This window comes from Paracoccus marinus, from assembly GCF_007018965.1.
Lineage (GTDB): Bacteria > Pseudomonadota > Alphaproteobacteria > Rhodobacterales > Rhodobacteraceae > Paracoccus > Paracoccus marinus.
Genome location: NZ_VJYZ01000033.1, coordinates 487,783 through 514,017 on the forward strand (window position 1 = coordinate 487,783; position 26,235 = coordinate 514,017).

The 26,235-nt window shown below is 70.3% G+C and carries 24 protein-coding genes and 2 tRNA genes; 15 read left to right on the plus strand and 11 right to left on the minus strand.

Annotated features, from left to right (window positions below):
- Window positions 1-11: 11 nt before the first annotated feature.
- A complete protein-coding gene (locus FNF32_RS14535; protein WP_131674521.1) occupies window positions 12-758 on the minus strand; it encodes a competence/damage-inducible protein A in 747 nt (248 codons plus the stop codon).
- A gap of 92 nt (window positions 759-850) precedes the next feature.
- Here FNF32_RS14535 and map point away from each other — a divergent pair, with 92 nt between their 5' ends.
- Window positions 851-1,651 carry a type I methionyl aminopeptidase gene (map, locus tag FNF32_RS14540; protein ID WP_131674520.1) on the plus strand — a complete coding sequence of 267 codons (801 nt, stop codon included), beginning with the start codon at window positions 851-853 and terminating at the stop codon, window positions 1,649-1,651.
- A 136-nt stretch (window positions 1,652-1,787) separates the two neighbouring features.
- Window positions 1,788-3,434, plus strand: a complete 1,647-nt coding sequence (locus FNF32_RS14545; RefSeq protein WP_131674534.1) for a GMC family oxidoreductase — start codon at window positions 1,788-1,790, stop codon at window positions 3,432-3,434.
- Window positions 3,435-3,491: 57 nt separating this feature from the next.
- Here the strand turns inward: FNF32_RS14545 and FNF32_RS14550 are convergent, their stop codons facing one another.
- Genes FNF32_RS14550 through ccmI form a run of 4 tightly spaced genes read right to left on the minus strand, consistent with a single transcriptional unit; the run spans window position 3,492 to window position 6,863 of the window.
- Window positions 3,492-4,661: a zinc-dependent alcohol dehydrogenase gene (locus tag FNF32_RS14550; RefSeq protein ID WP_131674519.1), complete on the minus strand. Its 1,170-nt coding sequence runs from the start codon at window positions 4,659-4,661 to the stop codon at window positions 3,492-3,494.
- A gap of 48 nt (window positions 4,662-4,709) precedes the next feature.
- Complete coding sequence (locus FNF32_RS14555; RefSeq protein ID WP_131674518.1) at window positions 4,710-4,901, minus strand: DUF1289 domain-containing protein; 192 nt, start codon at window positions 4,899-4,901, stop codon at window positions 4,710-4,712.
- 22 nt (window positions 4,902-4,923) lie between these two features.
- Window positions 4,924-5,397 carry a Holliday junction resolvase RuvX gene (gene ruvX, locus FNF32_RS14560; RefSeq protein ID WP_131674517.1) on the minus strand — a complete coding sequence of 158 codons (474 nt, stop codon included), beginning with the start codon at window positions 5,395-5,397 and terminating at the stop codon, window positions 4,924-4,926.
- Window positions 5,394-6,863 (minus strand): c-type cytochrome biogenesis protein CcmI, encoded by a 1,470-nt coding sequence (ccmI, locus tag FNF32_RS14565; RefSeq protein WP_131674516.1) that lies wholly within the window; start codon window positions 6,861-6,863, stop codon window positions 5,394-5,396. Before ccmI ends, ruvX begins: the two co-directional genes overlap by 4 nt.
- 140 nt (window positions 6,864-7,003) lie before the next feature.
- On the opposite strand from ccmI, the gene FNF32_RS14570 reads away from it, so the two are divergent.
- Window positions 7,004-7,411 carry a TfoX/Sxy family protein gene (locus FNF32_RS14570; RefSeq protein WP_131674515.1) on the plus strand — a complete coding sequence of 136 codons (408 nt, stop codon included), beginning with the start codon at window positions 7,004-7,006 and terminating at the stop codon, window positions 7,409-7,411.
- Window positions 7,412-7,416: 5 nt separating this feature from the next.
- Here FNF32_RS14570 and FNF32_RS14575 read toward each other — a convergent pair whose 3' ends face one another.
- Window positions 7,417-8,184, minus strand: coding sequence for a DsbA family protein (locus tag FNF32_RS14575; protein WP_131674514.1), 768 nt, complete (start codon window positions 8,182-8,184; stop codon window positions 7,417-7,419).
- A 163-nt stretch (window positions 8,185-8,347) separates the two neighbouring features.
- Between FNF32_RS14575 and FNF32_RS14580 the strand changes: the two genes are divergently transcribed.
- From FNF32_RS14580 to prfB, 4 genes are all read left to right on the plus strand, one after another.
- Window positions 8,348-9,484, plus strand: a complete 1,137-nt coding sequence (locus tag FNF32_RS14580; protein WP_131674513.1) for a pyridoxal phosphate-dependent aminotransferase — start codon at window positions 8,348-8,350, stop codon at window positions 9,482-9,484.
- Complete coding sequence (locus FNF32_RS14585) at window positions 9,481-10,782, plus strand: N-acetylmuramoyl-L-alanine amidase family protein (RefSeq protein WP_131674512.1); 1,302 nt, start codon at window positions 9,481-9,483, stop codon at window positions 10,780-10,782. Before FNF32_RS14580 ends, FNF32_RS14585 begins: the two co-directional genes overlap by 4 nt.
- Before the next feature lie 116 nt (window positions 10,783-10,898).
- Entirely contained in the window at window positions 10,899-13,433 is a 2,535-nt protein-coding gene (locus tag FNF32_RS14590; RefSeq protein WP_131674511.1) for a penicillin-binding protein 1A, read from the plus strand.
- 147 nt (window positions 13,434-13,580) lie between these two features.
- On the plus strand, window positions 13,581-14,708 hold the full coding sequence (gene prfB / locus FNF32_RS14595) for a peptide chain release factor 2 (RefSeq protein ID WP_131674510.1): 1,128 nt from the start codon (window positions 13,581-13,583) through the stop codon (window positions 14,706-14,708).
- Window positions 14,709-14,715: 7 nt separating this feature from the next.
- Here prfB and FNF32_RS14600 read toward each other — a convergent pair whose 3' ends face one another.
- On the minus strand, window positions 14,716-15,135 hold the full coding sequence (locus tag FNF32_RS14600) for a DUF2267 domain-containing protein (RefSeq protein ID WP_131674509.1): 420 nt from the start codon (window positions 15,133-15,135) through the stop codon (window positions 14,716-14,718).
- 14 nt (window positions 15,136-15,149) lie between these two features.
- Window positions 15,150-15,782 (minus strand): LysE family translocator, encoded by a 633-nt coding sequence (locus tag FNF32_RS14605; protein ID WP_131674508.1) that lies wholly within the window; start codon window positions 15,780-15,782, stop codon window positions 15,150-15,152.
- A gap of 138 nt (window positions 15,783-15,920) precedes the next feature.
- Between FNF32_RS14605 and FNF32_RS14610 the strand changes: the two genes are divergently transcribed.
- Entirely contained in the window at window positions 15,921-16,967 is a 1,047-nt protein-coding gene (locus tag FNF32_RS14610; protein ID WP_131674507.1) for a patatin-like phospholipase family protein, read from the plus strand.
- Between the two features lie 19 nt (window positions 16,968-16,986).
- Here FNF32_RS14610 and FNF32_RS14615 read toward each other — a convergent pair whose 3' ends face one another.
- From FNF32_RS14615 to tyrS, 3 genes are read right to left on the minus strand one after another with little or no spacing between them, the layout of a single operon-like run.
- Window positions 16,987-17,901 carry a pseudouridine-5'-phosphate glycosidase gene (locus FNF32_RS14615; protein WP_131674506.1) on the minus strand — a complete coding sequence of 305 codons (915 nt, stop codon included), beginning with the start codon at window positions 17,899-17,901 and terminating at the stop codon, window positions 16,987-16,989.
- Window positions 17,898-18,797 (minus strand): PfkB family carbohydrate kinase, encoded by a 900-nt coding sequence (locus tag FNF32_RS14620; protein WP_131674505.1) that lies wholly within the window; start codon window positions 18,795-18,797, stop codon window positions 17,898-17,900. Before FNF32_RS14620 ends, FNF32_RS14615 begins: the two co-directional genes overlap by 4 nt.
- The gene (gene tyrS, locus FNF32_RS14625) at window positions 18,790-20,037 is read right to left on the minus strand and encodes a tyrosine--tRNA ligase (RefSeq protein ID WP_143796703.1); all 1,248 of its coding nucleotides are present in this window, start codon (window positions 20,035-20,037) and stop codon (window positions 18,790-18,792) included. The genes FNF32_RS14620 and tyrS overlap by 8 nt, the downstream gene beginning before the upstream one ends.
- Window positions 20,038-20,121: 84 nt before the next feature.
- On the opposite strand from tyrS, the gene FNF32_RS14630 reads away from it, so the two are divergent.
- The 7 genes from FNF32_RS14630 to fumC all read left to right on the plus strand — a co-directional run bounded on the left by FNF32_RS14630 (window position 20,122) and on the right by fumC (window position 26,108).
- Window positions 20,122-21,219 carry an anhydro-N-acetylmuramic acid kinase gene (locus FNF32_RS14630; RefSeq protein WP_143796704.1) on the plus strand — a complete coding sequence of 366 codons (1,098 nt, stop codon included), beginning with the start codon at window positions 20,122-20,124 and terminating at the stop codon, window positions 21,217-21,219.
- Between the two features lie 146 nt (window positions 21,220-21,365).
- On the plus strand, window positions 21,366-22,187 hold the full coding sequence (locus FNF32_RS14635; RefSeq protein WP_131675071.1) for a PRC-barrel domain-containing protein: 822 nt from the start codon (window positions 21,366-21,368) through the stop codon (window positions 22,185-22,187).
- 174 nt (window positions 22,188-22,361) lie between these two features.
- Window positions 22,362-23,579, plus strand: a complete 1,218-nt coding sequence (locus FNF32_RS14645) for a PRC-barrel domain-containing protein (protein WP_185961975.1) — start codon at window positions 22,362-22,364, stop codon at window positions 23,577-23,579.
- Window positions 23,580-23,767: 188 nt separating this feature from the next.
- Window positions 23,768-23,844, plus strand: a tRNA-Asp gene (locus FNF32_RS14650).
- Window positions 23,845-23,871: 27 nt separating this feature from the next.
- A tRNA-Asp gene (locus FNF32_RS14655) sits at window positions 23,872-23,948 on the plus strand.
- Between the two features lie 141 nt (window positions 23,949-24,089).
- Window positions 24,090-24,566: an SspB family protein gene (locus FNF32_RS14660; protein WP_185961985.1), complete on the plus strand. Its 477-nt coding sequence runs from the start codon at window positions 24,090-24,092 to the stop codon at window positions 24,564-24,566.
- A 129-nt stretch (window positions 24,567-24,695) separates the two neighbouring features.
- On the plus strand, window positions 24,696-26,108 hold the full coding sequence (gene fumC, locus FNF32_RS14665; protein ID WP_131675074.1) for a class II fumarate hydratase: 1,413 nt from the start codon (window positions 24,696-24,698) through the stop codon (window positions 26,106-26,108).
- The last annotated feature ends 127 nt before the right edge of the window (window positions 26,109-26,235 follow it).

Consider the following 26,235-nt stretch of genomic DNA (forward strand, 5'->3'; position numbering starts at 1 on the left):
CGGGGCGGCCGTCAAGCGGGCATCCCCAGCGCGCGCCTGAGGTCGGCGGCGGCGCGCGCGACCTCGTCCCCGTCGAGCCCGCGCACGACAAGGTTCGTGCCCAGCCCCTGCGAGCCGCTGAACGGGTAGCTGCCGAGCGACAGCGCCGGATAGGCGTCCGCGACCCGCGTCAGGTCGTCGGCCACGTCGGATTCGGGGCGCAGCACCTCGATCGTTTCGCTGACCGGCGCGCGGCCCGACGGCAGGTGCGGCACCAGCCATTCGACCATGGCGCGGAACACCGACGGCACCCCCGCCATCACGTGGGTGCGCCCGATGACGAAGCCCGGCGCCGCCGAGACCGAGTTCAGGATAAGCGTCGCCCCCACCGGCACCCGCGCCATCCGCAACCGGCTGGGGGTGACCTCGACCCCCAGCGCGCCCCAGCGGCTGGTCATGGCGGCCCGCGCGTCCTCGTCGATCCGCAGCTCGACGCCGAAGGCTGCGGCCACCGCGTCGGCGGTGATGTCGTCGTGGGTCGGGCCGATCCCGCCCGAGGTGAACACCAGGTCCCACGCGCCCCCCAGCGTCCGGTCCAGCGCCCTCAGCGCCGCGACGATGGCGTCGTGGTCGTCCGCGACCACCCGCACCTCGCGCAGGTCGATGCCCACCGAGGTCAGCACGCCCGCCAGATGGTGCGAATTGCTGTCCTGCGTGCGGCCCGACAGGATCTCGTCGCCGATGACCAGGATTGCGGCCGTGGGGTTGTCGGACTGCATCGTACGCTCCTTTTCCGGCCATAATGCGCGGGCGCGGGTCTGGAACAAGGGGCGGGCGGACGCTATCTGGGATGAAATCGAAAGGACGACCGATGAACGAAGCGCGCGTCACCCGCGAGGGCATCCGCATTCACGGCCCCGAGGATTTCGCGGGCATGCACGCCGCTGGCCGCGTCGCGGCGACGATCCTGGACGAGGTGGGCGCGCTGGTGCAGCCGGGCGTCACCACGGGCGAGCTGGACGATTTCATCCGCGCGCGGGTCGAGGCGTCCGGTTCGACCAGCGCCACCATCGGCTATCGCGGCTACCAGCACGCAAGCTGCATCAGCGTGAACCACGTCGTCTGCCACGGGATTCCGGGCGACAAGGTGCTGGCCGACGGCGATATCCTGAACATTGACGTGACGGTGATCGTGGACGGCTGGTATGGCGACAGTTCGCGCATGTACGTCGCGGGCACCCCCGGCGTAAAGGCGCGCCGCCTGATCGAGGTGACGCACGACAGCCTGATGAAGGGGATCGACGCGGTGCGCCCCGGCGCCACCTTCGGCGACATCGGCCACGCGATCCAGTCCTACGCCGAAGGCCACCGCATGTCGGTCGTGCGCGACTTCTGCGGCCACGGCCTGGGCCGCGTGTTCCACGCGCCGCCGAACGTCCTGCACTACGGCCGGCCCGGCAAGGGCCCGGTGCTGGAGGAGGGGATGTTCTTTACCATCGAGCCGATGATCAACCTTGGCGGTGCGGACACCAAGATCCTCGCCGACGACTGGACGGCCGTCACCCGCGACAAGTCGCTGTCGGCGCAGTTCGAACATTCCATCGGCGTGACCTCGGACGGGTGCGAGATCTTCACCCTGTCGCCGGGCGGGGTGTTCGTCCCCGCCATGTAGGCGCTGTACGCAGGACCCGACGAGCGTTTTCGTGACGCAAGGTCACGCGCTGGCTGCGCCCTCGATCCCGCTGGACAGGCCCGCCGAACGGGCGTGCAATCGCGTGACGCAAGGGGATGCGGCGCGGGGGGGTGGCATGTCAGGGGCGACGTTCGACTATGTGATCGCGGGTGGCGGGTCGGCGGGCGCGACGCTCGCCTCGCGGCTCAGCGAGGATCCGGCGGTGCGGGTCTGCCTGCTCGAAGCGGGGGGCGGGGGCGACCATATCCTGATCCGCGCGCCAATGGGCGCGGTCGGGATGGTGCCGGGGCGCGGCAAGCTGTGCAACTGGGCCTATCGCACCGTTCCGCAGCCGGAGCTGAACGGGCGACGCGGTTTTCAGCCGCGCGGCAAGGCGCTGGGCGGGTCCAGCGCCATCAACGCAATGCTGTATGTGCGCGGGCACCGCAGCGACTATGACGGCTGGGCCGATCTTGGCTGCGACGGCTGGTCGTGGGACGATTGCCTGCCCTACTTCCTGCGGTCCGAGGGCAACGAGAACGGGGCCGACAGCTTTCACGGCGGCGACGGCCCGTTGCAGGTGTCGAACCAGAAGCACGCGCGCCCGATCACCCGCGCCTTCATCGAGGCGGCGACGACCTGCCAGCACCGCGAGGTCGCCGACTTCAACACCGGCGAGAACGAGGGGGCCGGCCTTTACCAGGTCACGCAGTTCCACAGCGGCCCGCGCCGGGGCGAACGCTGCTCGGCCGCCGCCGCCTATCTGTTTCCGGTCCGCGCGGCGCGGCCGAACCTGACCATCGTGACCGGCGCCCATGCCAACCGCATCCTGATGGACGGCAAGCGCGCGGTCGGGGTCGAATACCGCAAGGGCCGCGCCACGATGACCGCGCGGGCGCGGCGCGAGGTGATCGTGGCGGCGGGGGCGTTCAACTCCCCCCAGCTGCTGCTGCTGTCGGGGATCGGCCCGGCGGAGGAGCTGGCCCGGCACGGGATCGCCGTCGTCCACGATCTGCCCGGCGTGGGCAAGAACCTGCAGGACCACCTTGATTTCATCATGGCCTACACGTCCAGGGACACCGACAACTTCGGGATCGGCTTCCGGGCGGCGCTGAACATGCTGGGCCACGTCCGCCAGTGGCGGAAGGACCGCGCCGGGATGGTGTCCACCTGCTTCGCCGAAGGGGCGGCGTTCCTGAAAACCGACCCGGCGCTCGACAGGCCCGATATCCAGCTGCACTTCGTCATCGGGATCGTGGACGATCACGCGCGCAAGCTGCACTACGGCCACGGCTTCAGCTGCCACGTCTGCGCGCTGCGGCCCTACAGCCGGGGCGAGGTGTTCCTGCAAAGCGCCGATCCGCGCGCGGCGCCGGGCATCGACCCGCGCTACCTGTCGGACCCGCGCGACCTTCGGACCACGATCAAGGGCGCGAAGATGATGCGCCAGATCCTGCAGGCGCCGGCGATGGCGAAATACCGGCACAAGGAACTGTTCGGGCTGCGCGACGGCATGTCGGACGCGGACTGGGAACGCCATATCCGCGCGCGGGCCGACACGATCTATCACCCGGTCGGCACCTGCAAGATGGGGATCGACGACATGGCGGTGGTCGATCCGTCGCTGCAGGTGCGCGGGGTCGAGGGGCTGCGGGTGGTCGATGCGTCCGTCATGCCGACGCTGATCGGCGGCAACACCAACGCGCCGACGATCATGATCGCGGAGCGCGCCGCCGACCTGATCCGCGGGTTCGAGGCGCCCGCGCGGATCGCCGCCGAATGAAAAAGGGGCGGAGCCGTTGCCGGTTCCGCCCCTTTTCAGACCGGGTTCAGCCCCGCCTCAGGGCGTCATGACGCACTTGAAACAGTCCGAGCGGTTGTCGCGGAACGTCTCGTAGAAGCCGGGGCCGTCGTCCAGTGTGCCGCGATGGGTGATGATGTGGCTGGGGTCGATCTCGCCCGCCTCGATCCGCTTGAGCAGGCGGTCCATGTAGGCGCGGGTGTTGGTCTGCCCGCCGCGCAGCATCAGCCCCTTGCCGAACGCGGCCCCGATCGGGAACTTGTCGGCGACGCCCGCGTAAACGCCGGGGATCGACACCGCGCCGCCCTTGCGGCAGCACATGATCGCGTCCCGCAGCGCGTTCGGACGGTCGGTTTCCAGACCCACCTTGGCCTTGGTCTTGTCGTAAAGATCGCCGATCACCGACGTGCCGTGCGCTTCCAGCCCCACCGCGTCCACGCAGCGGTTGGGAAGCTTGCCGCCCGTCAGCTCCATCAGTGTCTTGTAGCTGTCCTGCCTGGACAGGTCGATCGTCTCGGCCCCCGCCTTGCGCGCAAGTGCGAGCCGGCCTTCCTCGAAGTCGAGCGCGAACACCCGTTCCGCGCCCAGCATGAAGGCCGAGTGGATTGCGAACTGCCCGACCGGGCCGCAGCCCCAGACCGCGACGATGTCGCCGGGACCGGTGCCGATCTGCTCGACCGCCTGGTAGCCGGTCGGGAATATGTCGGTCAGGAACAGCACCTTTTCGTCGGGCAGGCTTTCGGGGACGGCAAGCAGCCCCACGTCGGCGTGGGGCACCCGCGCCAGTTCCGCCTGACCGCCCGCATAGCCGCCGAACAGGTGCGAATAGCCGAACATGCCGCCGCCCGACTGGCCGTAGACCGCCTCGACCTTTTCATGGTCGGGGTTGGTGTTGTCGCACAGCGAGAACGCGTCCACGCGGCAGAAGTCGCAATGCCCGCAGGCGATGTTGAAGGGCACCAGAACCCGGTCGCCGACCTTGTGCTTCGTGACGCCTTTGCCTGTCGCCACGATCTCGCCCATGAACTCATGGCCCAGGATGTCGCCCTTGCGCATTTCGGGGATGAAGCCGTCATACAGGTGCAGGTCGGATCCGCAGATCGCGGTCGAGGTGACGCGGATGACGACGTCGCCATCTTCCTCGATGGTGGGGTCGTCCACGTTGTCGACCTGGACCTTGCCCTTGCCCTGAAAAGTGATCGCGCGCATGGATGCTTCCCTTGTGCCTGTTCGCGGGGGGAAGGTTGCGGCGGGGCGTCAGGTTCCGCTGACATTTGTTGGAACGTCCGCCAGCGACAGCCGCGCGGCGACCGCGGCGCGTTCCGCGTCAGACATCGACGACCACCGCGCGATCTCGTCCAGCGTGCGCCCGCAGCCGGTGCAGATGCGGGTCGCGGGGTCGAGCGCGCAGAGCTTGCGGCAGGGGGACGGGACAGCCGTCGCGGTCATGCCGATCCGCCGGTCGCGCGGTTCATGCGGCGCCGAGATGGCGCAGGCGGTCCAGCGCGCCTTGCAGGATGTAGCCCGCCGCCACGTGGTCGATCACCTGCGCGCGGCGCGCGCGCGACGTGTCCGCCTCAAGCAGCGCGCGTTCGGCGGCGACGGTGGACAGACGCTCGTCCCAGTACCCGATCGGCAGATCGGTGAGGTTGCGAAGGTTGCGGGCGAAGGCGCGGGTGGACTGGGCGCGCGGCCCCTCGGTCCCGTCCATGTTGCGCGGCAGGCCGAGGATCAGCCCGGCCAGCCCCCGGTCCGCGACGATCGCCAGCAGCGCCGCCGCGTCGGTGGTGAACTTGACCCGGCGGATGGTGGACAGGGGCGAGGCGACCTGCCGCAGCCCGTCGCTGACCGCGACGCCGATGGTCTTGGTGCCAAGGTCCAGCCCGGCAAGGCCGCCGGTGCGCGGCAGGGCGGCGGCGAAGTCGGCCATGTCCTCGAAGATCATCGCAGCCCCGCCTGTGCCGCCGCCGCATCCAGCGCTTGAAGCCCGACCGCATCGCCCGCCAGCGCCGCGCGGCCCTGTGCCAGCGCCTCGCGCGCGCCGTTCGCGTCACCCTGGACGGTCAGCGCCACGACCAGCCGTCCCCACTCGGCCCCGCTGCCGCCCTGCGCGGTCAGGCGGTCGCGCAGGGACTGGACCATGCCCGCGATCATATCGGCCCGGTCGGCGTCGGTCATCGCACCGGCGGCGTCCACGTCGGCGGCGGTGGGACCGGGAAGAGCGGGGGAGGAATTGCCCGCAAGCCCGGCTTTCGACGCGGCGTCCGTGACAGTGGCCAGCGCCACCGGATCGGCGGCGAAGCGGGTCCGCGCCTCGGTCCATATCTCTGCCGCATGGGCGCTGTCGCCGGTGCCTGCGAGGGCCGAGATCAGCTGCGCCCATTCGGCCGCCGTGCCGCCCTGCAAGGCAAGCTGGCCTTCCAGCCGCGCCGCCATCTCGGCCAATTCATCCGGGGTGGACGGCGCACCGGCTTGGGTCGCAGCCGCATCCGGCGGCACATAGTCGGGCTGGCCCGCGAGCCAGGCGAGGTCGGCGATGGTCGAGCGGACGATCCCCATCCACGGAAGGTCAGCCGGCGCGGTCGCCAGCAGGTCGGCCCAGATCGGAAAGGTGCGGTCGGGGCGGCCGTTTTGCGCCAGCAGCAGCCCGCGCAGGAACCGCGCGTCGGGGCTGTTCGGGTCGGCCTTCAGCGCGCGGTCGATCTGCGCCTCGGCCTCGGGCGTGATGATCCCGCCCGCCGCCTGCGCCATCAGCCCGGCGAGCCCGGCAAGGTCGGTTGCCGTGGCATCGGCGCCGCGCAGCGCCAGCAGCTGTTCCTGCGCGGCACGGGCGGCGGGCAGGTTCCCCAGCGCGGCCTCGTGCTGGACCAGCAGGGTCAGCCCCTCGGCATCGGGGCGGCTTGCGACGGCCGCGCGCAGGTCGGCCACGAGTTTCTCGTATTCGGGGTCGGCGGGCCGGGGGGGCGGCTTCGGTGCCCGCGCCTCTGCCTCGGCCTGCGAGGGGCGGGCGTCGTAGCGCGCCTTTGCCGCCGCCACCCGCGCACCCAGCGGATCGTCGGCCCGGCCCGGCGCGCCAAGGTCGAGCGTGTAAAGCGCCGCCGATCCACACAGCGCCAGCGCCAGCAGCGCCAGCGGCAGCGCCGCGCCGCGGGGGTCGGCGCGCGAGCCCGCAGCCGACGCGGCGCGGTCGGCGTCCAGCACCTTGCGCCCGATCTCGGTCCGCAGCCGCGCGGCATCCTCTTCGCCCAGCACGCCCCGCGCGCGGTCGCGACCCACCTCGCGGAGCTGGTCGCGATAGACCTGCAGGTCGTAGGCGGCGGCGGGGCGGCGCTCGCCCCGGCCGCGCAGCAGCGGCAGCGCGATCGCCCCGCCCACCACCGCAATCATTGCCGCCACGACGATCCAGAACATCCGCGCCCTCCGAGGTCGGGGGGACAGATAGGCGCTTTGGCGATCGAACGAAAGCGGGCGGGGCCATGTGTCGCGCCCATGGCCAGCGGCGCCGCGACGCGGCAAGCTGACCCTGCACCCACAGCCGAAGGACATGCCCGATGAGCCGCGATCCCGACCTGGAAGGCTGGATGCTGGGCGAACTGACCGGCGTGCCGGGGATCAGCACCCGGCCCATGTTCGGGGGCTTGGGCATCATGCGCGGCGGCAACCTGATCGCCGGGGTTCGCGCGGGCCGGTTGATGCTGCGGCTGGGGCCCGAGGGCGCGGACGAGGCGCTGGCGCTGCCGGGCGTCACGCCGATGGTCCACGGCGGCCGCCGGATGCGCGGCTACGTGTTCGTCGAACTGGACGCGGCGGACGACGAGACGCGGGACCGGCTGGTCGCGCGGGCGATCATGTTCAGCGAGACGCTGCCCGACAAGGTGGACAAGCCCACCGGCGCGGGACCACGCGCGGGCGGAAAGCCCCGCAAGGCCGGGCCGCGCGCAAGCAGGACGGGCGGCTGAGCGCCTCAGCCCTGGGTCGCGGCCCGCACCTCTTGCACCACCGACGCCAGCCCCTGGGGCGGCGCGCCGCGCAGCATCTCGCCGCCGATGATGAAGGTCGGCGTGCCCATGACCCGCATCCGCTCGGCCAGCTGCGCGTTCGACCGGATCTCGGCGCTGACATCCTCGGTGTTCATGCGGTTGATCAGCGGCTCGGGCTCAAGCCCCATGTCGCGGGCGAGCGTGGAGAGCGATTCGATCGTGACCGCGCCGCGCATCGCGATCAGGCGGTCGTGCGCGTCCTTGTAAACCTCGCCGCCCTGCGTCTGCTTGACCGCGATCGCAAAGCGCGAGGCGAGGTCGCTTTCCTGCCCGAGGATCGGAAACTCTTTCAGGATCAGGCGAATGTTGCCGTCGTCGTTGACGGTCTTTTCCATGTCGTCCGACACCCGGCGGCAGACGCCGCAGCGATAGTCCACGAACTCGACCATGGTCAGGTCGCCGTCGGGGTTGCCGCCGACCCAGCTGTGCCCGTCGTCAAAGATCGCGGCCTCGTTGGCCTGGACCAGCAGGCGGTCGTTCTTGACCTCGTCGGCCATGCGCTTGGCTTCCAGCCCGTTCACCGCCTCGATCAGGACCTCGGGGTTGGCCATGATATAGTCGCGCACCGCGTCGCCGAACGCGGCCTTTTCGGCATCCGACATCGCGGCCGGATCGAACGCCGCGGCGGGCAGGGCGGTCAGCGGCAGGGCGGTTGCGGCCAGCAGCGCGGCCGCCTTGAGCAGTCGGGTCATGGTCGGTCCTTTCACGAGCTTGTGCAGATTTGGCGCGGGACCGCCCCGCACGCAACCCAACGCTTGCGTGAACTTGACCCGCGCGGGCGGGACGGTCCACAAGCGGGACCGCAAGGGCGGCGGTCGGGTTCGAGAGTCGGGACCGAGGGCAGGGGGGCAGTCGATGCGCAACTCCGTCAGGGGACAGGTCGATGCGTTCATCGTGATGGACGTGATGGAGGCCGCGCGGGCGGCCGAAGCCGCGGGCCGCCACATCATCCACATGGAAGTGGGCCAGCCATCGGTCGGGGCGCCGGCGGGCGCGCGCGCGGCGCTGGCGGCGGCGCTGTCGTCACCCCTGGGCTACACCGTCGCATTGGGGTTGCCCGAACTGCGTCAGGGGATCGCGGCGCTGTACCGGCGCTGGTACGGCGTGGATCTTGATCCCGCCCGGGTGGTGGTCACGGCGGGGTCGTCGGGGGCGTTCATCCTTGCGTTCTCGGCGCTCTTCGACGCGGGCGACCGGGTCGCGCTGGGTGAGCCGGGGTATCCGAGCTATCGCCAGATCCTCAGGGCCATGTCGGTCCAGCCGGTGGGGATGCCCACGCTGGCCGAAAACCGCTTCCAGCCGGTGCCGGCCGACATTCCCGAGGGCGTGCGCGGCGTGATCCTCGCCTCGCCCGGGAACCCGTCGGGGACGATGCTGGGGCAGGCCGAGCTTGCCGCGCTCGCGCGCGCCACGGCCGCGCGGGGCGCGGCGCTGGTTTCGGACGAGATCTACCACGGGCTCAGCTACGGCGACCGCGCGGTCAGCGCGCTCGAGGTCACGGACGATGTGGTGGTGGTCAACAGCTTCTCGAAGTACTTCGGCATGACCGGCTGGCGGATCGGCTGGATGGTGGTGCCGCCCGACATGGTCCGCACCGTCGAGCGGCTGGCGCAGAACCTGTTCATCTGCCCCTCGCACGCGAGCCAGGTCGCCGCGCTGGCGGCGCTCGACTGCATCGACGAGGCCGAGGCGAACCTGGCCGTCTATGCCCGCAACCGGGCGATGATGCTGGACCGGCTGCCCGCGATCGGTTTCGACCGCATCGCGCCGCCCGACGGGGCCTTTTACGTCTATGCCGACGTGAGCCACCTGACAGGCGACAGCCGCGCGCTGGCGGCCGAGATCCTCGACCGTGCGGGCGTCGCGGTCACGCCGGGGCTGGACTTCGACCCGGTGCGCGGGGGGCGGACGCTGCGGTTTTCATACGCGCGGGGCAGCACCGACATCGCCGAGGGGCTGGACCGGCTGGCGCGCTTCATGGCGACGCGATGACGGGGTTCCGCCTGATCGCTGTGGTCGCCGCCCTGTGCTGCGCGGCCGTGCCGGCGGGCGCGCAGACCGGCGCGGATTCCGCGCCGCCCGCGCAAATCGCGGCTGCGCGCGAGACCCGGTTCGACCCCGCCGCCTCGTCCATCACCGCCCAAGGGCGGGACCGGGGCGATCCCCGCCCGCTGCAACTGTCACTCGCGGTCGGGAACCGCGCCCCGTTCCGCGTCTATCTGCTGGATGCGCCGCCCCGGATGGTGGTCGAGATGAAGGGGCTGTCGCTGCCTACCGGCCCGTCGCCCGTGACGGGGGCCGAGCTGCTGGCGGGCCTGCGCTGGGGGCCCGGCCTGCCCGGATGGGGCCGGATCATCGCCGAACTGCCCGCGCCCTACGCGGTCGAGCGGGCCACGATCCTGGGCCCGGATGCGGGCGCGGGCGCGGCCATCTTCCTTTCGCTGGTCCCAGTGGACGGCAAGGAGTTCGCCCCCCGCACCGACGTGATGACCGCGCTGAAGGGCTTGCCCGAGCCCGCCGCGCATACCACCCCGTCGGCAACCGGGGCCTCTGCCGGGCCCGGTGACGGGCGGCTGCGGGTGATCGTGGACCCGGGTCATGGCGGCATCGACCCCGGCGCGCAGGTGGACGGCGTGTCCGAGGCGGCCTTGATGCTTCAGTTCGCGACCGAGCTTGCGGCGGCGTTGCAGCACGCGGGCATCGACGCGCGGCTGACGCGGGGCGACGACCGCTTCATCGCGCTGGAACGCCGCACCACGGCTGCACGCGGCGCGCGCGCGGACCTGTTCGTGTCGCTTCACGCCGACATGCTGCCCAAGGCGCAGGCGGCGGGGGCCACGATCTATGTCTGGAACCCCGCGTCGAACGACCGCGCCGCGCAGGACCTCGCCGCCCGGCACGACCGCGACGACATGCTGGCGGGCGTGGACCTGGACGGCACCGACGACCGCGTGGCGCGCGCGCTGATGGACCTGGCCCGCACCCGCACCCAGCCCGCGAGCGAGGCGTTCGCAAGCCACCTGTCCAGCGAACTGGCGCTGTCCGACATCGGGATGCACCGCCGCCCGGTGCAGGGGGCCGCGTTCTCGGTCCTGAAATCGCCCGACATTCCGTCGGTGCTGGTCGAGATGGGGTTCCTGTCGGACCCGGTGGACCGCGCCAACCTTCTCAACCCCGCGTGGCGGGGGCAGATGGCGCAGGCGATCACCCGCGCGGTGACGAACTGGCGCGCCGACCAGGCGGCCGTGTCGAGCCTGCGCGGGGTCGCGATCCCGGCAGCGAAGCCGTGATCCCGACTGCCCGTCCCGCGATCACGCGCGCACACGAAGCTGACATAACGTTGTTTTGACGCCCCCCGGACCGGGGTCTATAGAGAGCCCCTGTCCGCCCGGCCAAAGGGGTCCTCGTGGTTCGTCTTCTTTTGTCCTTTATCGGCGGAATCTTTTCCTGGTTCGTGACCGGGCTTCTGTTCGCTGCGCTGCTGATGGGCTGCGTGTTCTGGATGTACGGCCAGGACCTCCCCAGCCACGAAGAGGTCGCCGCCTATTCGCCCAAGACCATCAGCCGGGTCTATTCGGGCGAGGGCCGGCTGATCGACGAATTCGCGCGCGAACGCCGCCTGTTCCAGCCGGTGTCCGAGATCCCCGAGCTGGTGAAGCACGCCTTCATCAGCGCCGAGGACAAGAACTTCTACATCCACCACGGCTTCGATCCGGTCGGCATGGCGGGCGCGGCGTGGCAGGCGGTGGTGTCGGGCGGGACGAACGTGCGCGGCGCGTCCACCATCCCGCAGCAGGTGGTCAAGAACATCCTGCTGTCCTCGGACCGCAACCTTGAACGCAAGGTAAAGGAACTGATCCTCGCGGTGCGGGTCGAACAGACCCTGTCCAAGGACAAGATCCTCGAACTCTACCTCAACGAGATCTTTCTCGGCCAGAACAGCTACGGGGTCGCGGCGGCCGCGCAGACCTATTTCAACAAGCAGCTGGACCAGCTTGCCCCTCACGAGGCGGCGATGCTGGCCGCGATGCCGCAGTCGCCGTCGCGCTCGCCCGTGACCAACAAGGACCGGATCACCGAGCGGCGCAACTACGTCCTGCGCGAGATGTGGCAGAACGGCTATCTCGACGAGGCGACGTTCCGGCGCGAAGAGGCGCTGCCGCTCAAGACCGTGCAGAACGGCGACTTCCCGTCGTTCCGCAGGCAGCTGCCGCCGCGCGACTACTTCACCGACGAAATCCGCCGCCAGCTCAGCCGCGAGTTCGGCGAGGAGGAGTTCTTTACGGGCGGCCTTGCCATCCGCGCCACGGTCGAGCCGCAGCTGCAGCAGATCGCCGCCAAGGCGCTGCAGGACGCGCTTGAGAAATACGACCGCGGGATCGGCATCTGGCGCGGCACCGGCGTCACCATCCCGGCAGAGGACCTGGGGTCCGAGCAGTCGTGGCGCGCGGCGCTGTCGAAGGCCGAGGTGCCGCGCGACATCGCGGGCTGGTATCCGGCCGTCGTCCTGGAAATCGGCAAGACCGACGCCCGGATCGGGATCGAGCGGGTGGCCGAGGACGCCGAGGAAGCGGGCGAGGACGGTCACCGGATCGTGGCCGAGGACGTGACCTGGGCGAGGAAGCTGATGCCCGGGCGCGAGCGCGCGCCGCAGGCGAAGAAGGCGGGCGATCTGCTGGCCGTGGGCGACGTGGTGCTGGTCCGGCGGATGACGCGCGACGAGGATGGCGGCTTCATCCGCTGGACCCTGCGCCAGGTGCCTTCGATCGAAGGCGGGTTCATGGCGATGGACGTGAACACCGGTCGCGTCATCGCCATGCAGGGCGGGTTTTCCTACCAGTCCTCTGTGTTCAACCGCGCGACGCAGGCGATGCGCCAGCCGGGATCGTCCTTCAAGCCGTTCGTCTATGCCGCCGCGCTCGACAACAACTACACCCCCGCCACCATCGTCGCGGACGAGCCGATCACCGTGAACACGCCGCAGGGGCTGTGGACGCCCAAGAACTCGGGCGGCGGGTTCTATGGACCCGTGCCGCTGCGGACCGGGATCGAGCAGTCGCGCAACCTGATGACGATCCGCATCGCCCAGGACATCGGCATGGACACGGTCGCCAAGTACGCCGAGCGGTTCGGCGTCTACGACCACCTGTCGCCCTATCTCGCAAACAGCCTGGGCGCGCAGGAAACCACGCTGTTCAAGATGGTCGCGGCCTACGCGATGTTCGCCAACGGCGGCGAGCGGGTGGAACCGACGCTGGTGGACCGGGTGCAGGACCGCTTCGGACGCACGATCTATCGCCACGACCGCCGCGTGTGCGAGACTTGCGGCCAGCCCGCGCTGCCCGCGAGCCTTGGACCCCGCATCTCGTCGGACCGCGAGCGGGTGATGGATGCGGTCACCGCCTACCAGCTTACCTCGATGATGGAAGGCGTGGTCAAGCGCGGCTCGGGCAAGGGTGTGAACCTGCCGGTGCCGATCGCCGGCAAGACCGGGACCACGAACGACGCCAAGGACGTCTGGTTCATCGGCTTCAGCTCGAACCTGGTGGCGGGCTGCTACCTTGGTTACGACACGCCGCGCACGCTGGGCGAGGACGCGTTCGGCGGCACGCTGTGCGTGCCGGTGTTCAACGCCTTCATGCGACAGGCCGTCAAGGAATACGGCGGGACCGAGTTCAAGGTGCCGCCGGGCGGCTTCTTCCGCGACGTGCCCTACGGCAAGGGCGTGATCGCCGAATATTTTCGCAACGGCACCGGCCCGGGCACCGGCGGCCCGGTCATGGTCGTCGATGGCGGGTTCGGCCGGGTCGATCCCGACAAGCTGCCGCGGGTGGTGACGGGGCGCGAGGCGGCGCAGACCGTGACGACCGCGAGCGGCCGCAAGAAGGTCATCCCGAAAAAGGCCGACACCTCGACCATTTCGTCGGGCGGTCTTTACTGAGGCAGCCTTACGGGCGGCCTCCGCCCGCTTCCCGACCCAGGCCTGCCCGCCCCCCGCTTGCCTCCGCGCAGGCGTGGCTGTATCAGCGCTGACTTGTTGCCGGTCGCCCGTCCGTGGCGGCCGCATGCCGACCAAGGAACCCCACCCATGCGCGCCGAGACCCAGAACACCGTCGATGCCATCCGCAAGTCGCTGCGCCTGCTCGCGCAGCGGATGGACTGGGAAACCGCGCCGCACCGGCTGGAGGAAATGAACGCGATGATCGAGGACGGCGACCTGTGGTCCGATCCGGCCCGCGCGCAGAAGCTGATGCGGGACCGGCAGGTGCTGTCGGACGCGGTCGAAACCTACAAGCGGTTGTCGAACGACCTCGACGCCAACGCCGAGATGGTCGAACTGGCCGACGCCGAAGGCGACGCCGATCTGGTGGCCGAGGCCGAAGCGAACCTCAAGGCGATCGCCGCCGAGGCCGCGCAGAAGGAGCTTGAGGCGCTGCTGAACGGCGAGGCAGACGGCAACGACACCTTCCTGGAAATCAACGCGGGCGCGGGCGGCACGGAAAGCTGCGACTGGGCGTCGATGCTGGCGCGGATGTACACCCGCTGGGCCGAGAAGAAAGGCTACTCGGTCGAGCTGCAGTCCGAAACCGACGGCGACGAGGCGGGGATCCGCAGCGCCGCCTACAAGATCAGCGGCCCGAACGCCTATGGCTGGCTGAAATCGGAATCGGGCGTCCACCGCCTGGTCCGCATCAGCCCCTACGACTCGGCGGCGCGGCGGCACACCTCGTTCTCGTCGGTCTGGGTCTATCCGGTCGTCGACGACAACATCGAGATCGACATCCCCGACCGCGACATCCGCATCGACACCTACCGCTCGTCCGGCGCGGGCGGGCAGCACGTCAACACCACCGACTCGGCCGTGCGGATCACCCACCTGCCGACGAACATCGTTGTGACCAGCTCGATGAAGTCGCAGCACCAGAACCGCGAGGTGGCGATGAACGCGCTGCGGTCGCGGCTGTACCAGCTGGAACTGGACAAGCGGAACGCGGCCATCAACGCCGCCCACGACGCCAAGGGCGACGCGGGCTGGGGCAACCAGATCCGCAGCTACGTCCTGCAGCCCTACCAGATGGTCAAGGACCTGCGGACCGGCGTGGAAACCAGCGACACCGGCGGCGTGCTGGACGGCGATCTGGATGCGTTCATGGCGGCGACGCTGGCGATGAACGTGGCCGGAAAGAGCCGGGCCGAGGCGAACGTCGAGGACTGAGCGGACCCTAGACCGCCCAGAACGCCACCGCCTGCGGCCCGATCCCTTCCAGCACGCGGTCGAAGTCGCGCGCCCGCACCGTCGCGCGGATACCGGTCAGCAGGTCCTCAAGCAGCGAGGGCGGGCAGAAGTTGTGGTCGGCGCGCAGCGCCAGCATCTCGGCCCGCACCGTCTCGCGCTCGCCCCACGGCAGGCGGGGGGCGGCAAGGTCCCAGCGCCAGACAAGGATCGCGCGCAGCACCGACGGCAGTTCGTCGCCGAGCCGCAGCACGTCCTGCGGTTCGGCCCGGGCGCGAAAGCTGCGGAACACGGCCTCGGTCCCGGTGTAGATCACGTTGTCCGACGCGATGAGCGAGCGTTCCCGCATGTCGCGCAGGTAGGCGCGGAACTCGTCCGTCGCGTGGCGATAGGTGAATGGCATGGGCATGGGTGCCTCCGTGGTCAGCGCCGCGCTTCGGTCGCCATCCTCACCGCGAGCGCCGCCAGCACCGATCCCATTATCCAGCGCTGGACCGCCGCCCAGCCCGGGCGGCGCACGAGAAAGCGCGCCACCGCGCCCGCACCGACAACGAGGCAGCCGTTCACCGCAAGGCTGATCGCGATCTGCACCGTTCCGAGCGCGAGCGTCTGCCCCAGCACGGAGCCGTGCGCCGGATCGACGAACTGGGGCAGCAGCGACAGATACATCACCGCGATCTTGGGGTTCAGCAGGTTGGTGAAAAGCCCCATCAGAAACAGCCGCCGCGGCCCGTCCCGGGGCAGGTCGCGCACGGCGAAGGCCGAGCGTCCGCCCGGCCGCACCGCGCCCCAGGCAAGCCACAGCAGGTAGGCCGCGCCCGCGAACCTGAGCGCGTCATAGGCATATGGCACCGCCATCACGATCGCCGTTATCCCCAGCGCGGCGCACAGCATGTAGATCACGAATCCCGCCGCGATCCCGCAAAGCGAGATCAGCCCCGCGCGCGGCCCCTGCGAGATCGAGCGCGAGACCAGGTAGATCATGTTGGGGCCGGGCGTCAGCGCCATTCCCAGCGCAATCATGGCAAACACGGCAAGGTTGGCAGTATCCGGCATCGGCATTGATCCCCTGCGGCGCGGCAGCTTTTGCGACACAAGCATTCCAGCCGCGGCGGCGCAATGTTATCCGGGGCCACGATCCCGCACCGCGCCCGCAGCCGCCCCAGCCCGCACAGTCCCGAACGGAGAGCGCCGATGACCCGCAACGTCAACCTCGCACTTCAGGGCGGCGGCGCGCACGGCGCCTTCGCCTGGGGCGTCCTCGACCGCCTGCTCGAAGGCGACGAGATCGAGATCGCCGCGATCAGCGGCACCTCGGCCGGGGCGCTGAACGGGGCGGCGCTGCGGGCGGGGCTCGCCACCGCGCCCGGACGGCCGGGGCGCGAGGCGGCGCGCGCGAACCTGCGCCACGTCTGGTCCGAGGTCGCGCGGTATTCCGACAACAGCATGGTCCGCTGGATGACGAGCTTTCTGCCCGTGCCGACACGGATGCAGCGGTTGGCCGAGATGATGTCGCCGATGGCGTGGCTGGAAGGCGTGACGCGGGTCTTCAGTCCCTATGACTACGGCCCGTTCTACCACAACCCGCTGGGCCCGATCATCCGCCGGATGCCGCATCCGCGGCTGGATACGGACGCCGGGCCGCGCCTGTTCGTGACCGCGACCAACGTCCGCACGGGCCGGGTCCGCATCTTTTCGGGGGCGGAGGTCACGGCGGACGCGGTGATGGCGTCGGCCTGCCTGCCCACGCTCTTTCGCGCGGTTGAGATCACCGACCCCGCGACCGGCCGCCGCGAGGCGTTCTGGGACGGCGGCTATTCCGGCAATCCGGCGATCTTTCCGCTGTTCGGCGCGGACCTGCCGCGCGACGTGATCGTCATCGCGGTGAACCCGATGGAACGCGACCACCTGCCGCGCAGCCCGGTCGAGATCCAGGACCGGATCAACGAGATCAGCTTCAACTCGTCGCTGTTGCGCGAACTGCGCGCGATCCAGTTCGTGAAGCGGCTGTCGTCCGAAGGGCGGCTGACCGGCCGCAACATGAAGGAGCCGCTGCTGCACATGATCTTCGACGACGAGCTGATGACCTCGCTCGGGTCGCGCAGCAAGGTGATGCCCGCGCCGGGGCTGGTGGCGCGGATGTTCGATGCAGGCCGCAGCGCGGCGCAGGGCTTCGTGGACGCGAATCTCGACCATATCGGCGCGCGCGACACGGTGGACCTGCCGCCGCTTTACGGCTGAGGGCTCGCCCCCTCGGGGCTCAGGCCCCGGCGGCGGCGATCCTGGCGGCAAGGCGGGCGTTGTTGAGGACCAGCGCCGTGTTGGCGACGAGCGACCGCCCCTCGGTCAGCGCGTAGATCCGGTCCAGCAGGAACGGCGTCACGTCCTTGGCGGCGATCCCCTGCGCGGCCGCGTCGGCCAGCGCCTGTTCGACCACCGGCATGATCTCGGCCCGCGCGATCTCGGCGTCCTCGGGGATCGGGTTCACGACCAGCTGTCCGCCGGGCAGGCCCATCGCGCGGCGCATCCGCGCCGAGGCCGCGATCTGCGCGGGATCGTCCATCCTTAGGGGCGCGGGCAGGCCGGAATCGCGGCTCCAGAACGCGGGCAGGGCGTCCTGGCCGACGGCGATCACCGGGACGCCGAGCGTCTCCAGCAATTCCAGCGTCCGGGGCAGGTCCAGGATCGCCTTTGCCCCCGCCGACACGACCGTCACCGCGGTCTGCGCCAGTTCGTGCAGGTCGGCCGACACGTCCATCGTGTCCTCGACCCCGCGATGGACGCCGCCGATCCCGCCGGTGGCAAAGACGCGGATGCCCGCAAGTGCCGCGCAGATCATGGTGGCGGCGACCGTCGTCGCGCCGGTGCGCCCCGTGGCCACGCAGGCCGCGAGGTCGGCGCGGCTGAGCTTCATCACCGTGCCCTCGGGCGACTGGGCAAAGCGTTCCAGCGCCGCGTCGTCCAGGCCGATGCGGATGGTGCCGTCGATCACGGCGATGGTGGCCGGAACCGCGCCGCCCGCCCTGATCTCAGCTTCGACGTCGCGGGCCATTTCCAGGTTCTGCGGGAACGGCATCCCGTGGGTGATGATCGTGGATTCCAGTGCGACGACCGGGCGGCCCTGATCCAGCGCGGCGCGGACTTCGGCGGTGAAGCTGATGGGAAGGTCGGTCATGCGAAGGCTCCTGAGACGTGGGCTGCGGCGGCGGCGACGGCCGCTTCCAAGGCGCGGGCGGGGTCTGCGCCGCTTCGTTCGGCCACCAGGTGGGCGGCCATGAAGCAGTCGCCCGCGCCGGTCACGCGGGCAATGGTGACGGCGGGGGGCAGGGCGGTCAGCGCGGTACCGTCGGCGCCGGCAAGCGCCACCGCACGCGCGCCGTCGGTAACCAGCACGCGCCGCGCGCCGCGCGCGACGACAAGCGCGGCGGCCTCGGCCGCGTCCGTGCAGGGACGGCCGGCAAGCGTCTGCGCCTCGGCGAGGTTCAGATACAGCGTCGCGTGCCCGGTGGTGATGAGGGGGGACAGCCGTTCCGCCTTGCCGGGGCTGGCCGGGATCACCCGCAGGTCGGCCGCGCGCAGCGCCGGGTCGTCCGCGATGGTGGCCAGCAGGTCCTGCGTCAGGTTCCCGTCCAGAACGACCGGCCCGGACCACGGCGCATCCACCGACCCGAGCCGACCGTCCCGAAGGGGCGCAAGGACGCGCTCCCCCGCCGCCTCAAGCGAATGCGCGTCAGCGATGGCGGCGATCAGGCCGCCCGCGTCCTCGATCGCCATGTAGACGTCGGTGGGCATGCCGTGGTCGCGCACCAGCCAGTCTGGCATGATGCCCAGCGCCCGGATCTCGGTCACCAGCGCACAGCCGTCGGGCTCGTCCCCGACCGCGCCCAGCACGGCCGGGCGCATCCCGCGCCGCGCAAGCTCGGCCGCCGCGTTCAGCGCGACGCCGCCGGGGATGTGGGCGATGCGGCCGGGCACGTCGTCGCCCGCCTGCATCCGGCGCGTGGTGCGGCCGATCACGTCCCACAGCACCGCGCCGATGCAAAGCACGTCGGGGCGGGCGGCGTCAGCCAAGGCGCAGCATCCGGTGCTTCTTGCGCCCGATCGAGACCTTGATGCCCGCGTCCAGCTGGTCGGCGCCGAGCGTCGCCTGCGGGTCGGTCACCGGCTCGTTGTCGAGCCGCAGCCCGCCCTCGGCGATCAGACGCTTCGCCTCCTTCCCCGAGGCGGTCAGCCCCGCCTGCACCAGCACCTGCTGCACGCTGAGCGCACCGCCGTCGAAGGCCGAGCGGGGCAGGGTCGCCGTTTCCAGATCGCCCCCCGCGCCGCCCTGCTCGAACACCTCGCGCGCGGTCGTCTCGGCCCGTGCGGCGGCGTTGGCGCCGTGCAGCAGCGTCGTCACCTCGTTGGCGAGGATCACCTTGGCCTCGTTGATCTCGGACCCCGACAGCGCGCCCAGGCGGTCGCATTCCTCGACCGGAAGCTCGGTATACAGTTTCAGGAACCGGCCCACGTCAGCGTCGGTGCTGTTGCGCCAGAACTGCCAGAACTCGTAAGGGCTCAGCATCTCGCCCGACAGCCACACCGCGCCGCCCTGGCTTTTGCCCATCTTGCGCCCGTCGCTGGTGGTGAGCAGCGGCGAGGTCAGGCCGAACACCTGCGTGTCCAGCACCCGGCGCGTCAGGTCGATCCCGTTGATGATGTTGCCCCACTGGTCCGACCCGCCCATCTGCAGCGTGCAGCCGTAGCGGCGGTTCAGCTCGAGAAAGTCGTAGGCCTGCAGGATCATGTAGTTGAACTCGAGGAAGCTCAGCGACTGTTCCCGGTCCAGCCGCGACTTGACGCTTTCGAACGACAGCATCCGGTTGATGCTGAAGTGCCGCCCGATGTCGCGCAGGAAATCGAGGTAGTTGAGGCTGTCGAGCCATTCGGCGTTGTTCAGCATCACGGCGCGCCCGTCGCCGTAGTCGAGATACTGCGCGAACACCCGCTGCATGCCGTCGATGTTCGTCTGGATCTGTTCGGGGCCGAGCAGCGGGCGTTCGTCTGACCGGAAGCTGGGATCGCCCACCTTGGTCGTGCCGCCGCCCATCAGCGTGATCGGCTGGTGCCCGGATTTCTGCAGCCAGCGCAGCATCATGATATTGAGAAGATGGCCCACGTGCAGCGACGCGGCGGTCGCGTCATAGCCGATATACGCCGTGACCGCGCCTGCGATCATCGCGTCGTCCAGGCCCTGCAGGTCGGTGCAGTCGGCCAGGTAGCCGCGCCGGATCATGGTGTCCAGGAACTCGGATCGGGGCTTCAGGGTCATCGGCGTTTTCCTTCTGTCTCGCCCGCCTATACAGAGCGTCACGGGCAAGGAAAAGCGGGACGGACCCGGCGGAATGGGTGGGACATGCTGGCGCTTGGGATGATGTCGGGCACCTCGCTCGACGGGGTGGACGCGGGCCTGATCGACACCGACGGCGAGACGATCGCGGGCTTCGGGCGGTCCGCCTATCGCGCCTATGCGGGGAACGAGGCCGGGGTGCTGCACGGGGCGCTGGGGCACTGGCCCGGCGATCCCGGCGTGGACGAGGCGGCGGCGCTGTCGGTGGCCGCGCACGCGGCGCTGGCGGTCGACTTCCCCGAGGCGCAGGTGATCGGCTTTCACGGCCAGACGCTGGCGCATGATCCGGGCGGGCGCGGCACCCATCAGGCGGGGCAGGGGTGGGATCTGGCGCGCCGCACCGGCCGCCGCGTCGTGTGGGATTTTCGCACCGAGGACGTGCGCCGGGGTGGGCAGGGCGCGCCGCTGGCGCCGTTCTTCCACCACGCGCTCGCCCGCTGGTCGGTGGCTCAGCAGCGGATGGAGGCCGCGCCGGTCGCGTTCCTGAACCTCGGCGGGGTCGGGAACCTGACCTGGACCGACCCGCGGATCGACGCGCCGGAGGATGCGTGCGTGGCCTTCGACACCGGTCCTGCGAACGCGCCGCTGAACGACCTGATGCGGGCGCGGCGGAACCTGGCGCACGACGACGGCGGCGCGCTGGCCGCCAGCGGCCGCGTGGACGAGGGGGTGATCGCGCGCCTTATCCAACACCCGTTCTTTGCCCGCAGGCCGCCCAAGTCGCTCGATCGCGACAGCTTCGCGGCGCTGGCGGGCGCGGTCGCGGGCGCGTCCGACGCCGACGCGGCGGCGACGCTGACCCACGCGGCGGCGGCCGCGGTCGCGGCGGGGCTGGCGTGGCTGCCCGCGTTGCCATCGGCGCTTCTGGTCTGCGGCGGCGGGCGGCACAACGCCACCATGATGGCCGCGCTGTCCCGTCGCACCGGCATCGACGTGCAGCCGGTCGAGGCAGTGGGGCTCGACGGCGACATGATCGAAGCGCAGGCGTTCGGCTGGCTGGCGGTGCGGGTCCTGCGCGGGCTGCCCACGTCGGGGCCTGCCACCACGGGCGCGCCGGCCCCGGTCTGCGGCGGCCGCATCAGCACGCCGCGCGCCATCCGTTAGGGGCGGTTTCGGCCGCCTCGTCATGGGTTTACGGGCTTTTCGGTCACGACGGCGTCAGCGACGGAACGATAACGGACGGGCAGGGTTATGTCCCCGATGCGGGCGGCGATGCCGCTTCGCGCAGGAGTTCACGAAAGGGATCGACCATGAAAGCTCTGCTTCTTGCAGCTACTTCGACGCTGGCGCTGACCGGCTTCGCAATGGCCCAGACCACCCCCGTGCCCGACGCTTCGGCCACCACGACGACCGCGCCGACCACCGCGCCGATGCCGATGGGCACCGACACCGCGACGCCGACCGCGCCCGCCGCGACCGCCGTCGAAGGTGCGACCGACGTTGACGTCGTCGACTCGGCGACCGACACGATCGACGCCGCCACCGACACCGCTGCCGATACGGCGACCGACGCCGTGGATAGCGCGACCGACGCCGTGACGGACACCGCAACCGACGTGACCACGCCGGACGCGACCATGCCGGCGGACACCACGACCATGCCGGCGGACACGACGACTTCCACCGACACGATGTCGACCGACACCATGTCGACCGACGCAGCCTCCACGGATGCCGCCACCGAAGCGCCGGTCGTGGCCCCCGACGTCTCCGCCCCCGTGCTGAGCGCCGAGAACCCCGGCATGCTGGCGTCGACCGTCATCGGCACGCAGGTCTTCACGACCAACCAGCCCTCGACGACCGAGTTCACGCAGACGGAGCTGACCGAACGCCCGGCCGACTGGACCGACATCGCCAAGGTTGACGACATCGTCTTCAACCCCGAGGGCGACGTGGTCGGCTACATCGCCGACATCGGCGGCTTTCTTGGGATCGGCGCGAAGCGCGTCCTGCTGGGCGTCGATGCGCTGCACCTGACCCGCGTGGGCGAGGACGTGTTCTACGCCACCAACTTCACCGAAGACGAGCTGCGCGCGCTGCCCGACTTCGATAACGCGACCGTGATGCGCTGATCGCCAGCGAATGATCGGGTTTTAACGATCACGGGGCGCCCTTGGGCGCCCCTTTTTCGTGCCCGCCTTCCGCGCCTTCTCGGGAACGTTTTCGTGAGCAGATGTGTTGCCCTGCCGAGGCACCACGCTTCCACCCGCTCGCTTCACGATCGTATTTCCTGAAAGGGTTTCGCTATGCTCAAGCAGCTTCTCGGCACTGCCGCCGCCGTCTCGTTCGTCGCCACCGGCGCGTTCGCCCAGGCCACGCCCCCGGCCATCCCGCCGGCCACGCCCCCGGCCGCCACGCCCGCCGATGCCACCGCCACCACCGACACGGCTGCCGATACGGCGACTGGCACGGCGACCGACGCGGCGACTGGTACGGCCGCCCCTGCCGCGACCGCCGCGGTTCCCGGCGGCCAGGTCGTCGTCGAGCAGGCCGAGCCGGTCGTGAACGTCGAGGTGCCGGACCCGGAAGTGACCGTCACCCAGGCCGCACCGCAGGTGACCGTCGAGCAGCCGCAGCCGACCGTGACCGTGACCCAGGCCCCGCCGACCGTGAACGTGGAACAGTGCGCCCCGGTCATCAACGTGACCCAGGCCGAGCCGACCGTCACCGTCAACATCCCGCAGCCGGTCGTTTCGGTCGCGCTGGCCGACCCGCAGGTCCGCGTGGGTGAAACCGAGCCGGTCGTGACCGTGGACACCCCCGAGCCGGTCGTCAGCTTCATCAACCCCGAGCCGCAGGTTTCGGTCGAAAGCGCCGAGGCACAGGTCAACGTGACCGAGGCCGAGCCGACCGTGAACGTGCAGCGGGCCGAGGAAGCCACCGTCGAGATCGCGCAGGCGCCCGAGGCGGCCGTGAACGTCGAGCAGGCGGGCGAGGCTCAGGTGAACGTGCAGCCCGCGGCCGCGCCGCAGGTCAACGTGACCCCGGCGACCGAGGCGGACGTGAACGTGAACGCGGCCGAGCCGGTCGTTGACGTCACCGGCGCCGATACCACCACGGCGACGGACGCCGCTTCGACCACCGCCGCGGCCACGGCCACCGGCGCCGCCACCGGTGCGGTCGTCGCGCCGGTCATGGCGACCGACGTGGTCGTGCGCGAAGGCTACGAATCCGTGCCCGCCGGCGAGGTCGCGGGTGACGAACTGACCGGCGCCGACGTCTACGCCGCCGGCGACGAGGACATCGGCGAGGTCAAGGACGTGGTCGCCGACCCGTCGGGCCAGATCCAGCAGGTGATCGTCGGCGTCGGCGGCTTCCTGGGGATCGGCGAACGCGACGTGGCCTATCCGTTCGACCAGGTCTCGCTGCAGCGCAACGCCGACGGCTCGGACCTGCGGGTCTATGTCGGCACGACCGCCGAGCAGGTGAAGGATCTGCCCCCCTACACCGCGCCCGCGAACTGATCGCGCAAGATCGACCGTGAAAGGGCCCCGCATCGCGCGGGGCCCTTTTGCATTCCCCGGCCACGCGGCCGTCCGCGCACGTCCGGCGACGCCCGCGACTTTCTTCGTGCCGCCCCGCGCAATCGGCTTGACGCGGGCAATCCCGGCTCGTAAACCCCGCCCACTCCGATCGGATCGGGGTGGTCTGCGCGGTTGTAGCTCAGTTGGTTAGAGTACCGGCCTGTCACGCCGGGGGTCGCGGGTTCGAGCCCCGTCAACCGCGCCATCACCACCCCGCCGCTCGCAGGAATGCGCGGTTGTAGCTCAGTTGGTTAGAGTACCGGCCTGTCACGCCGGGGGTCGCGGGTTCGAGCCCCGTCAACCGCGCCATTCCCTGTATTTTCCCGCCCCGTTCCGGCCGCTTCGCCTGCACGTCCGCTGACGCGCGGCACGTGCAGCGCCATCCCCCACGGGGCTTTTCAAGCCCGCCCCAATCCCTATGCTGGCGCGGGAAGAGGAACGAGGTTGGCGATGTCTGAAATCGAATATGGCGCGATGATGCACCGTGCGATGCAGGGGCTGATCGCGGACGTGCTTCAGGGCGTCGCCGACAACGGTCTGCCGGGCGAGCACCACTTCTTCATCACCTTCGACACGCGCGAGGACGGCGTCGAGATGGCCGACTGGCTGCGCGACCGCTATCCCGACGAGATGACGATCGTGATCCAGCACTGGTTCGACAACCTGGTCGTCACCGACGAGGGGTTCTCGATCACGCTCAACTTCGGCAACTCTCCCGAACCGATGGTGATCCCCTTCGACGCGATCCGCACCTTCGTGGACCCCTCGGTCGAGTTCGGCCTGCGCTTCGAGACGCAGGACAGCGACGACGGCGACGACAACGACGACGAGGGTGAAGCGGACCCGGCGCCGGACGAGGCGTCCCCGTCCGACGCGCCGCCAGCATCGGGGGCCGAGGTCGTGTCGCTGGACAAGTGGCGCAAGTAGGGGCGCGGCCCCACCCGGTGCCGATCCGCCATCCCCGCCGATCCGTTGCCAATCGCGGGCCGCTTGCCTAGAACGCGGCCAATCGTACGCAGGGCCCGCCGACGGCCCACCGGCCCCGGAGGATTGCCCGTGACTGACGCCCCCACCCCGACCCAGACCCGCACCGAAACCGACAGCTTCGGCCCGCTGGAAGTGCCTGCCGACAAGATCTGGGGCGCGCAGACCCAGCGTTCGATCCAGAACTTTCCGATCGGCTGGGAAAAGCAGCCCGTGGCCATCGTCCGCGCGCTCGGCGTCATCAAGCAGGCCGCCGCGCAGGTGAACATGGCGACCGGCAAGCTGGACCGGAGCCTTGGCGACGCGATGGTGCAGGCCGCGTCCGAGGTCGTGGCGGGCAAGTTCGACGACAACTTCCCGCTGGTGGTCTGGCAGACCGGGTCGGGCACCCAGTCGAACATGAACGCCAACGAGGTCATCTCGAACCGCGCGATCCAGATTCTGGGTGGCGAGATCGGGTCCAAGACCCCGGTCCACCCCAACGATCACGTCAACATGGGCCAGTCCTCGAACGATACCTTCCCGACCGCGATGCACGTCGCGATCGGCATGGTCGCGCGCGACGTGCTGCTGCCGGGCCTCGACAAGCTCGCCGCCGCGCTGGAAGCCAAGCGCGACGAGTTCAAGGACATCATCAAGATCGGCCGCACCCACACCCAGGACGCGACGCCGCTGACTCTGGGGCAGGAGTTTTCGGGCTACGCCCACCAGGTCCGCATGGGGATCGAGCGGGTGCGCCTGTGCCTGCCGCAGATCTACGAGCTTGCGCAGGGTGGCACCGCCGTCGGCACCGGGCTGAACACGTCGAAGGGCTGGGACACCGCGATCGCGGCCGAGATCGCCACGATCACCGGCCTGCCGTTCGTCACCGCGCCCAACAAGTTCGAGGCGCTGGCCGCGCATGATGCCATGGTGTTCTTCCACGGCGCGCTCAAGACGGTCGCGGCGAGCCTGTTCAAGATCGCGAACGACCTGCGGCTGCTGGGATCGGGCCCCCGTTCGGGCTTGGGCGAGCTGATCCTGCCGGAGAACGAGCCGGGCTCGTCGATCATGCCGGGCAAGGTGAACCCGACCCAGGCCGAGGCGCTGACGATGGTCTGCGCGCAGGTCATGGGGAATGACGCGGCGGTGGGCTTCGCCGGGTCGCAGGGGCATTTCGAGCTGAACGTCTACAACCCCATGATGTCCTACAACGTGCTGCAGTCGATGCAGCTGCTGGGCGACGCGGCATCGTCATTTACCGACAACATGGTGGTGGGGACGCAGGCGAACACCGCGCGGATCGAGAAGCTGATGAAGGAATCGCTGATGCTGGTGACGGCGCTGGCGCCGACCATCGGCTACGACGCGGCGACCAAGGTCGCAAAGACCGCGCACAAGAACGGCACGACGCTGCGCGAGGAAGCCGTCGCGCTGGGCTACGTGGACGAGGAAACCTTCGACCGCGTGGTGCGCCCGGAGCTGATGATCGGGCCCGAGGACTGATCGGGCCGCAAGCGGTATCGGGGGCGCGCGAGGGGGACCTCGCGCGCCCTTTCTCTTTCGTCGCGGGGATCCTTTGCGCCGTCCTCGTGGGCCTTTGGCTTTTGCACGAAAATGCCGTATGTTCACA

Excerpts from the sequence above, each read along its gene's own strand:
- FNF32_RS14535 (WP_131674521.1), bottom strand. The coding sequence starts at position 758 with ATGCAGTCCGACAACCCCACGGCCGCAATCCTGGTCATCGGCGACGAG.
- map (WP_131674520.1), top strand. The coding sequence starts at position 851 with ATGAACGAAGCGCGCGTCACCCGCGAGGGCATCCGCATTCACGGCCCC.
- FNF32_RS14545 (WP_131674534.1), top strand. The coding sequence starts at position 1,788 with ATGTCAGGGGCGACGTTCGACTATGTGATCGCGGGTGGCGGGTCGGCG.
- FNF32_RS14550 (WP_131674519.1), bottom strand. The coding sequence starts at position 4,661 with ATGCGCGCGATCACTTTTCAGGGCAAGGGCAAGGTCCAGGTCGACAAC.
- FNF32_RS14555 (WP_131674518.1), bottom strand. The coding sequence starts at position 4,901 with ATGACCGCGACGGCTGTCCCGTCCCCCTGCCGCAAGCTCTGCGCGCTC.
- ruvX (WP_131674517.1), bottom strand. The coding sequence starts at position 5,397 with ATGATCTTCGAGGACATGGCCGACTTCGCCGCCGCCCTGCCGCGCACC.
- ccmI (WP_131674516.1), bottom strand. The coding sequence starts at position 6,863 with ATGTTCTGGATCGTCGTGGCGGCAATGATTGCGGTGGTGGGCGGGGCG.
- FNF32_RS14570 (WP_131674515.1), top strand. The coding sequence starts at position 7,004 with ATGAGCCGCGATCCCGACCTGGAAGGCTGGATGCTGGGCGAACTGACC.
- FNF32_RS14575 (WP_131674514.1), bottom strand. The coding sequence starts at position 8,184 with ATGACCCGACTGCTCAAGGCGGCCGCGCTGCTGGCCGCAACCGCCCTG.
- FNF32_RS14580 (WP_131674513.1), top strand. The coding sequence starts at position 8,348 with ATGCGCAACTCCGTCAGGGGACAGGTCGATGCGTTCATCGTGATGGAC.
- FNF32_RS14585 (WP_131674512.1), top strand. The coding sequence starts at position 9,481 with ATGACGGGGTTCCGCCTGATCGCTGTGGTCGCCGCCCTGTGCTGCGCG.
- prfB (WP_131674510.1), top strand. The coding sequence starts at position 13,581 with ATGCGCGCCGAGACCCAGAACACCGTCGATGCCATCCGCAAGTCGCTG.
- FNF32_RS14600 (WP_131674509.1), bottom strand. The coding sequence starts at position 15,135 with ATGCCCATGCCATTCACCTATCGCCACGCGACGGACGAGTTCCGCGCC.
- FNF32_RS14605 (WP_131674508.1), bottom strand. The coding sequence starts at position 15,782 with ATGCCGGATACTGCCAACCTTGCCGTGTTTGCCATGATTGCGCTGGGA.
- FNF32_RS14610 (WP_131674507.1), top strand. The coding sequence starts at position 15,921 with ATGACCCGCAACGTCAACCTCGCACTTCAGGGCGGCGGCGCGCACGGC.
- FNF32_RS14615 (WP_131674506.1), bottom strand. The coding sequence starts at position 17,901 with ATGACCGACCTTCCCATCAGCTTCACCGCCGAAGTCCGCGCCGCGCTG.
- tyrS (WP_143796703.1), bottom strand. The coding sequence starts at position 20,037 with ATGACCCTGAAGCCCCGATCCGAGTTCCTGGACACCATGATCCGGCGC.
- FNF32_RS14630 (WP_143796704.1), top strand. The coding sequence starts at position 20,122 with ATGCTGGCGCTTGGGATGATGTCGGGCACCTCGCTCGACGGGGTGGAC.
- FNF32_RS14635 (WP_131675071.1), top strand. The coding sequence starts at position 21,366 with ATGAAAGCTCTGCTTCTTGCAGCTACTTCGACGCTGGCGCTGACCGGC.
- FNF32_RS14645 (WP_185961975.1), top strand. The coding sequence starts at position 22,362 with ATGCTCAAGCAGCTTCTCGGCACTGCCGCCGCCGTCTCGTTCGTCGCC.
- FNF32_RS14660 (WP_185961985.1), top strand. The coding sequence starts at position 24,090 with ATGTCTGAAATCGAATATGGCGCGATGATGCACCGTGCGATGCAGGGG.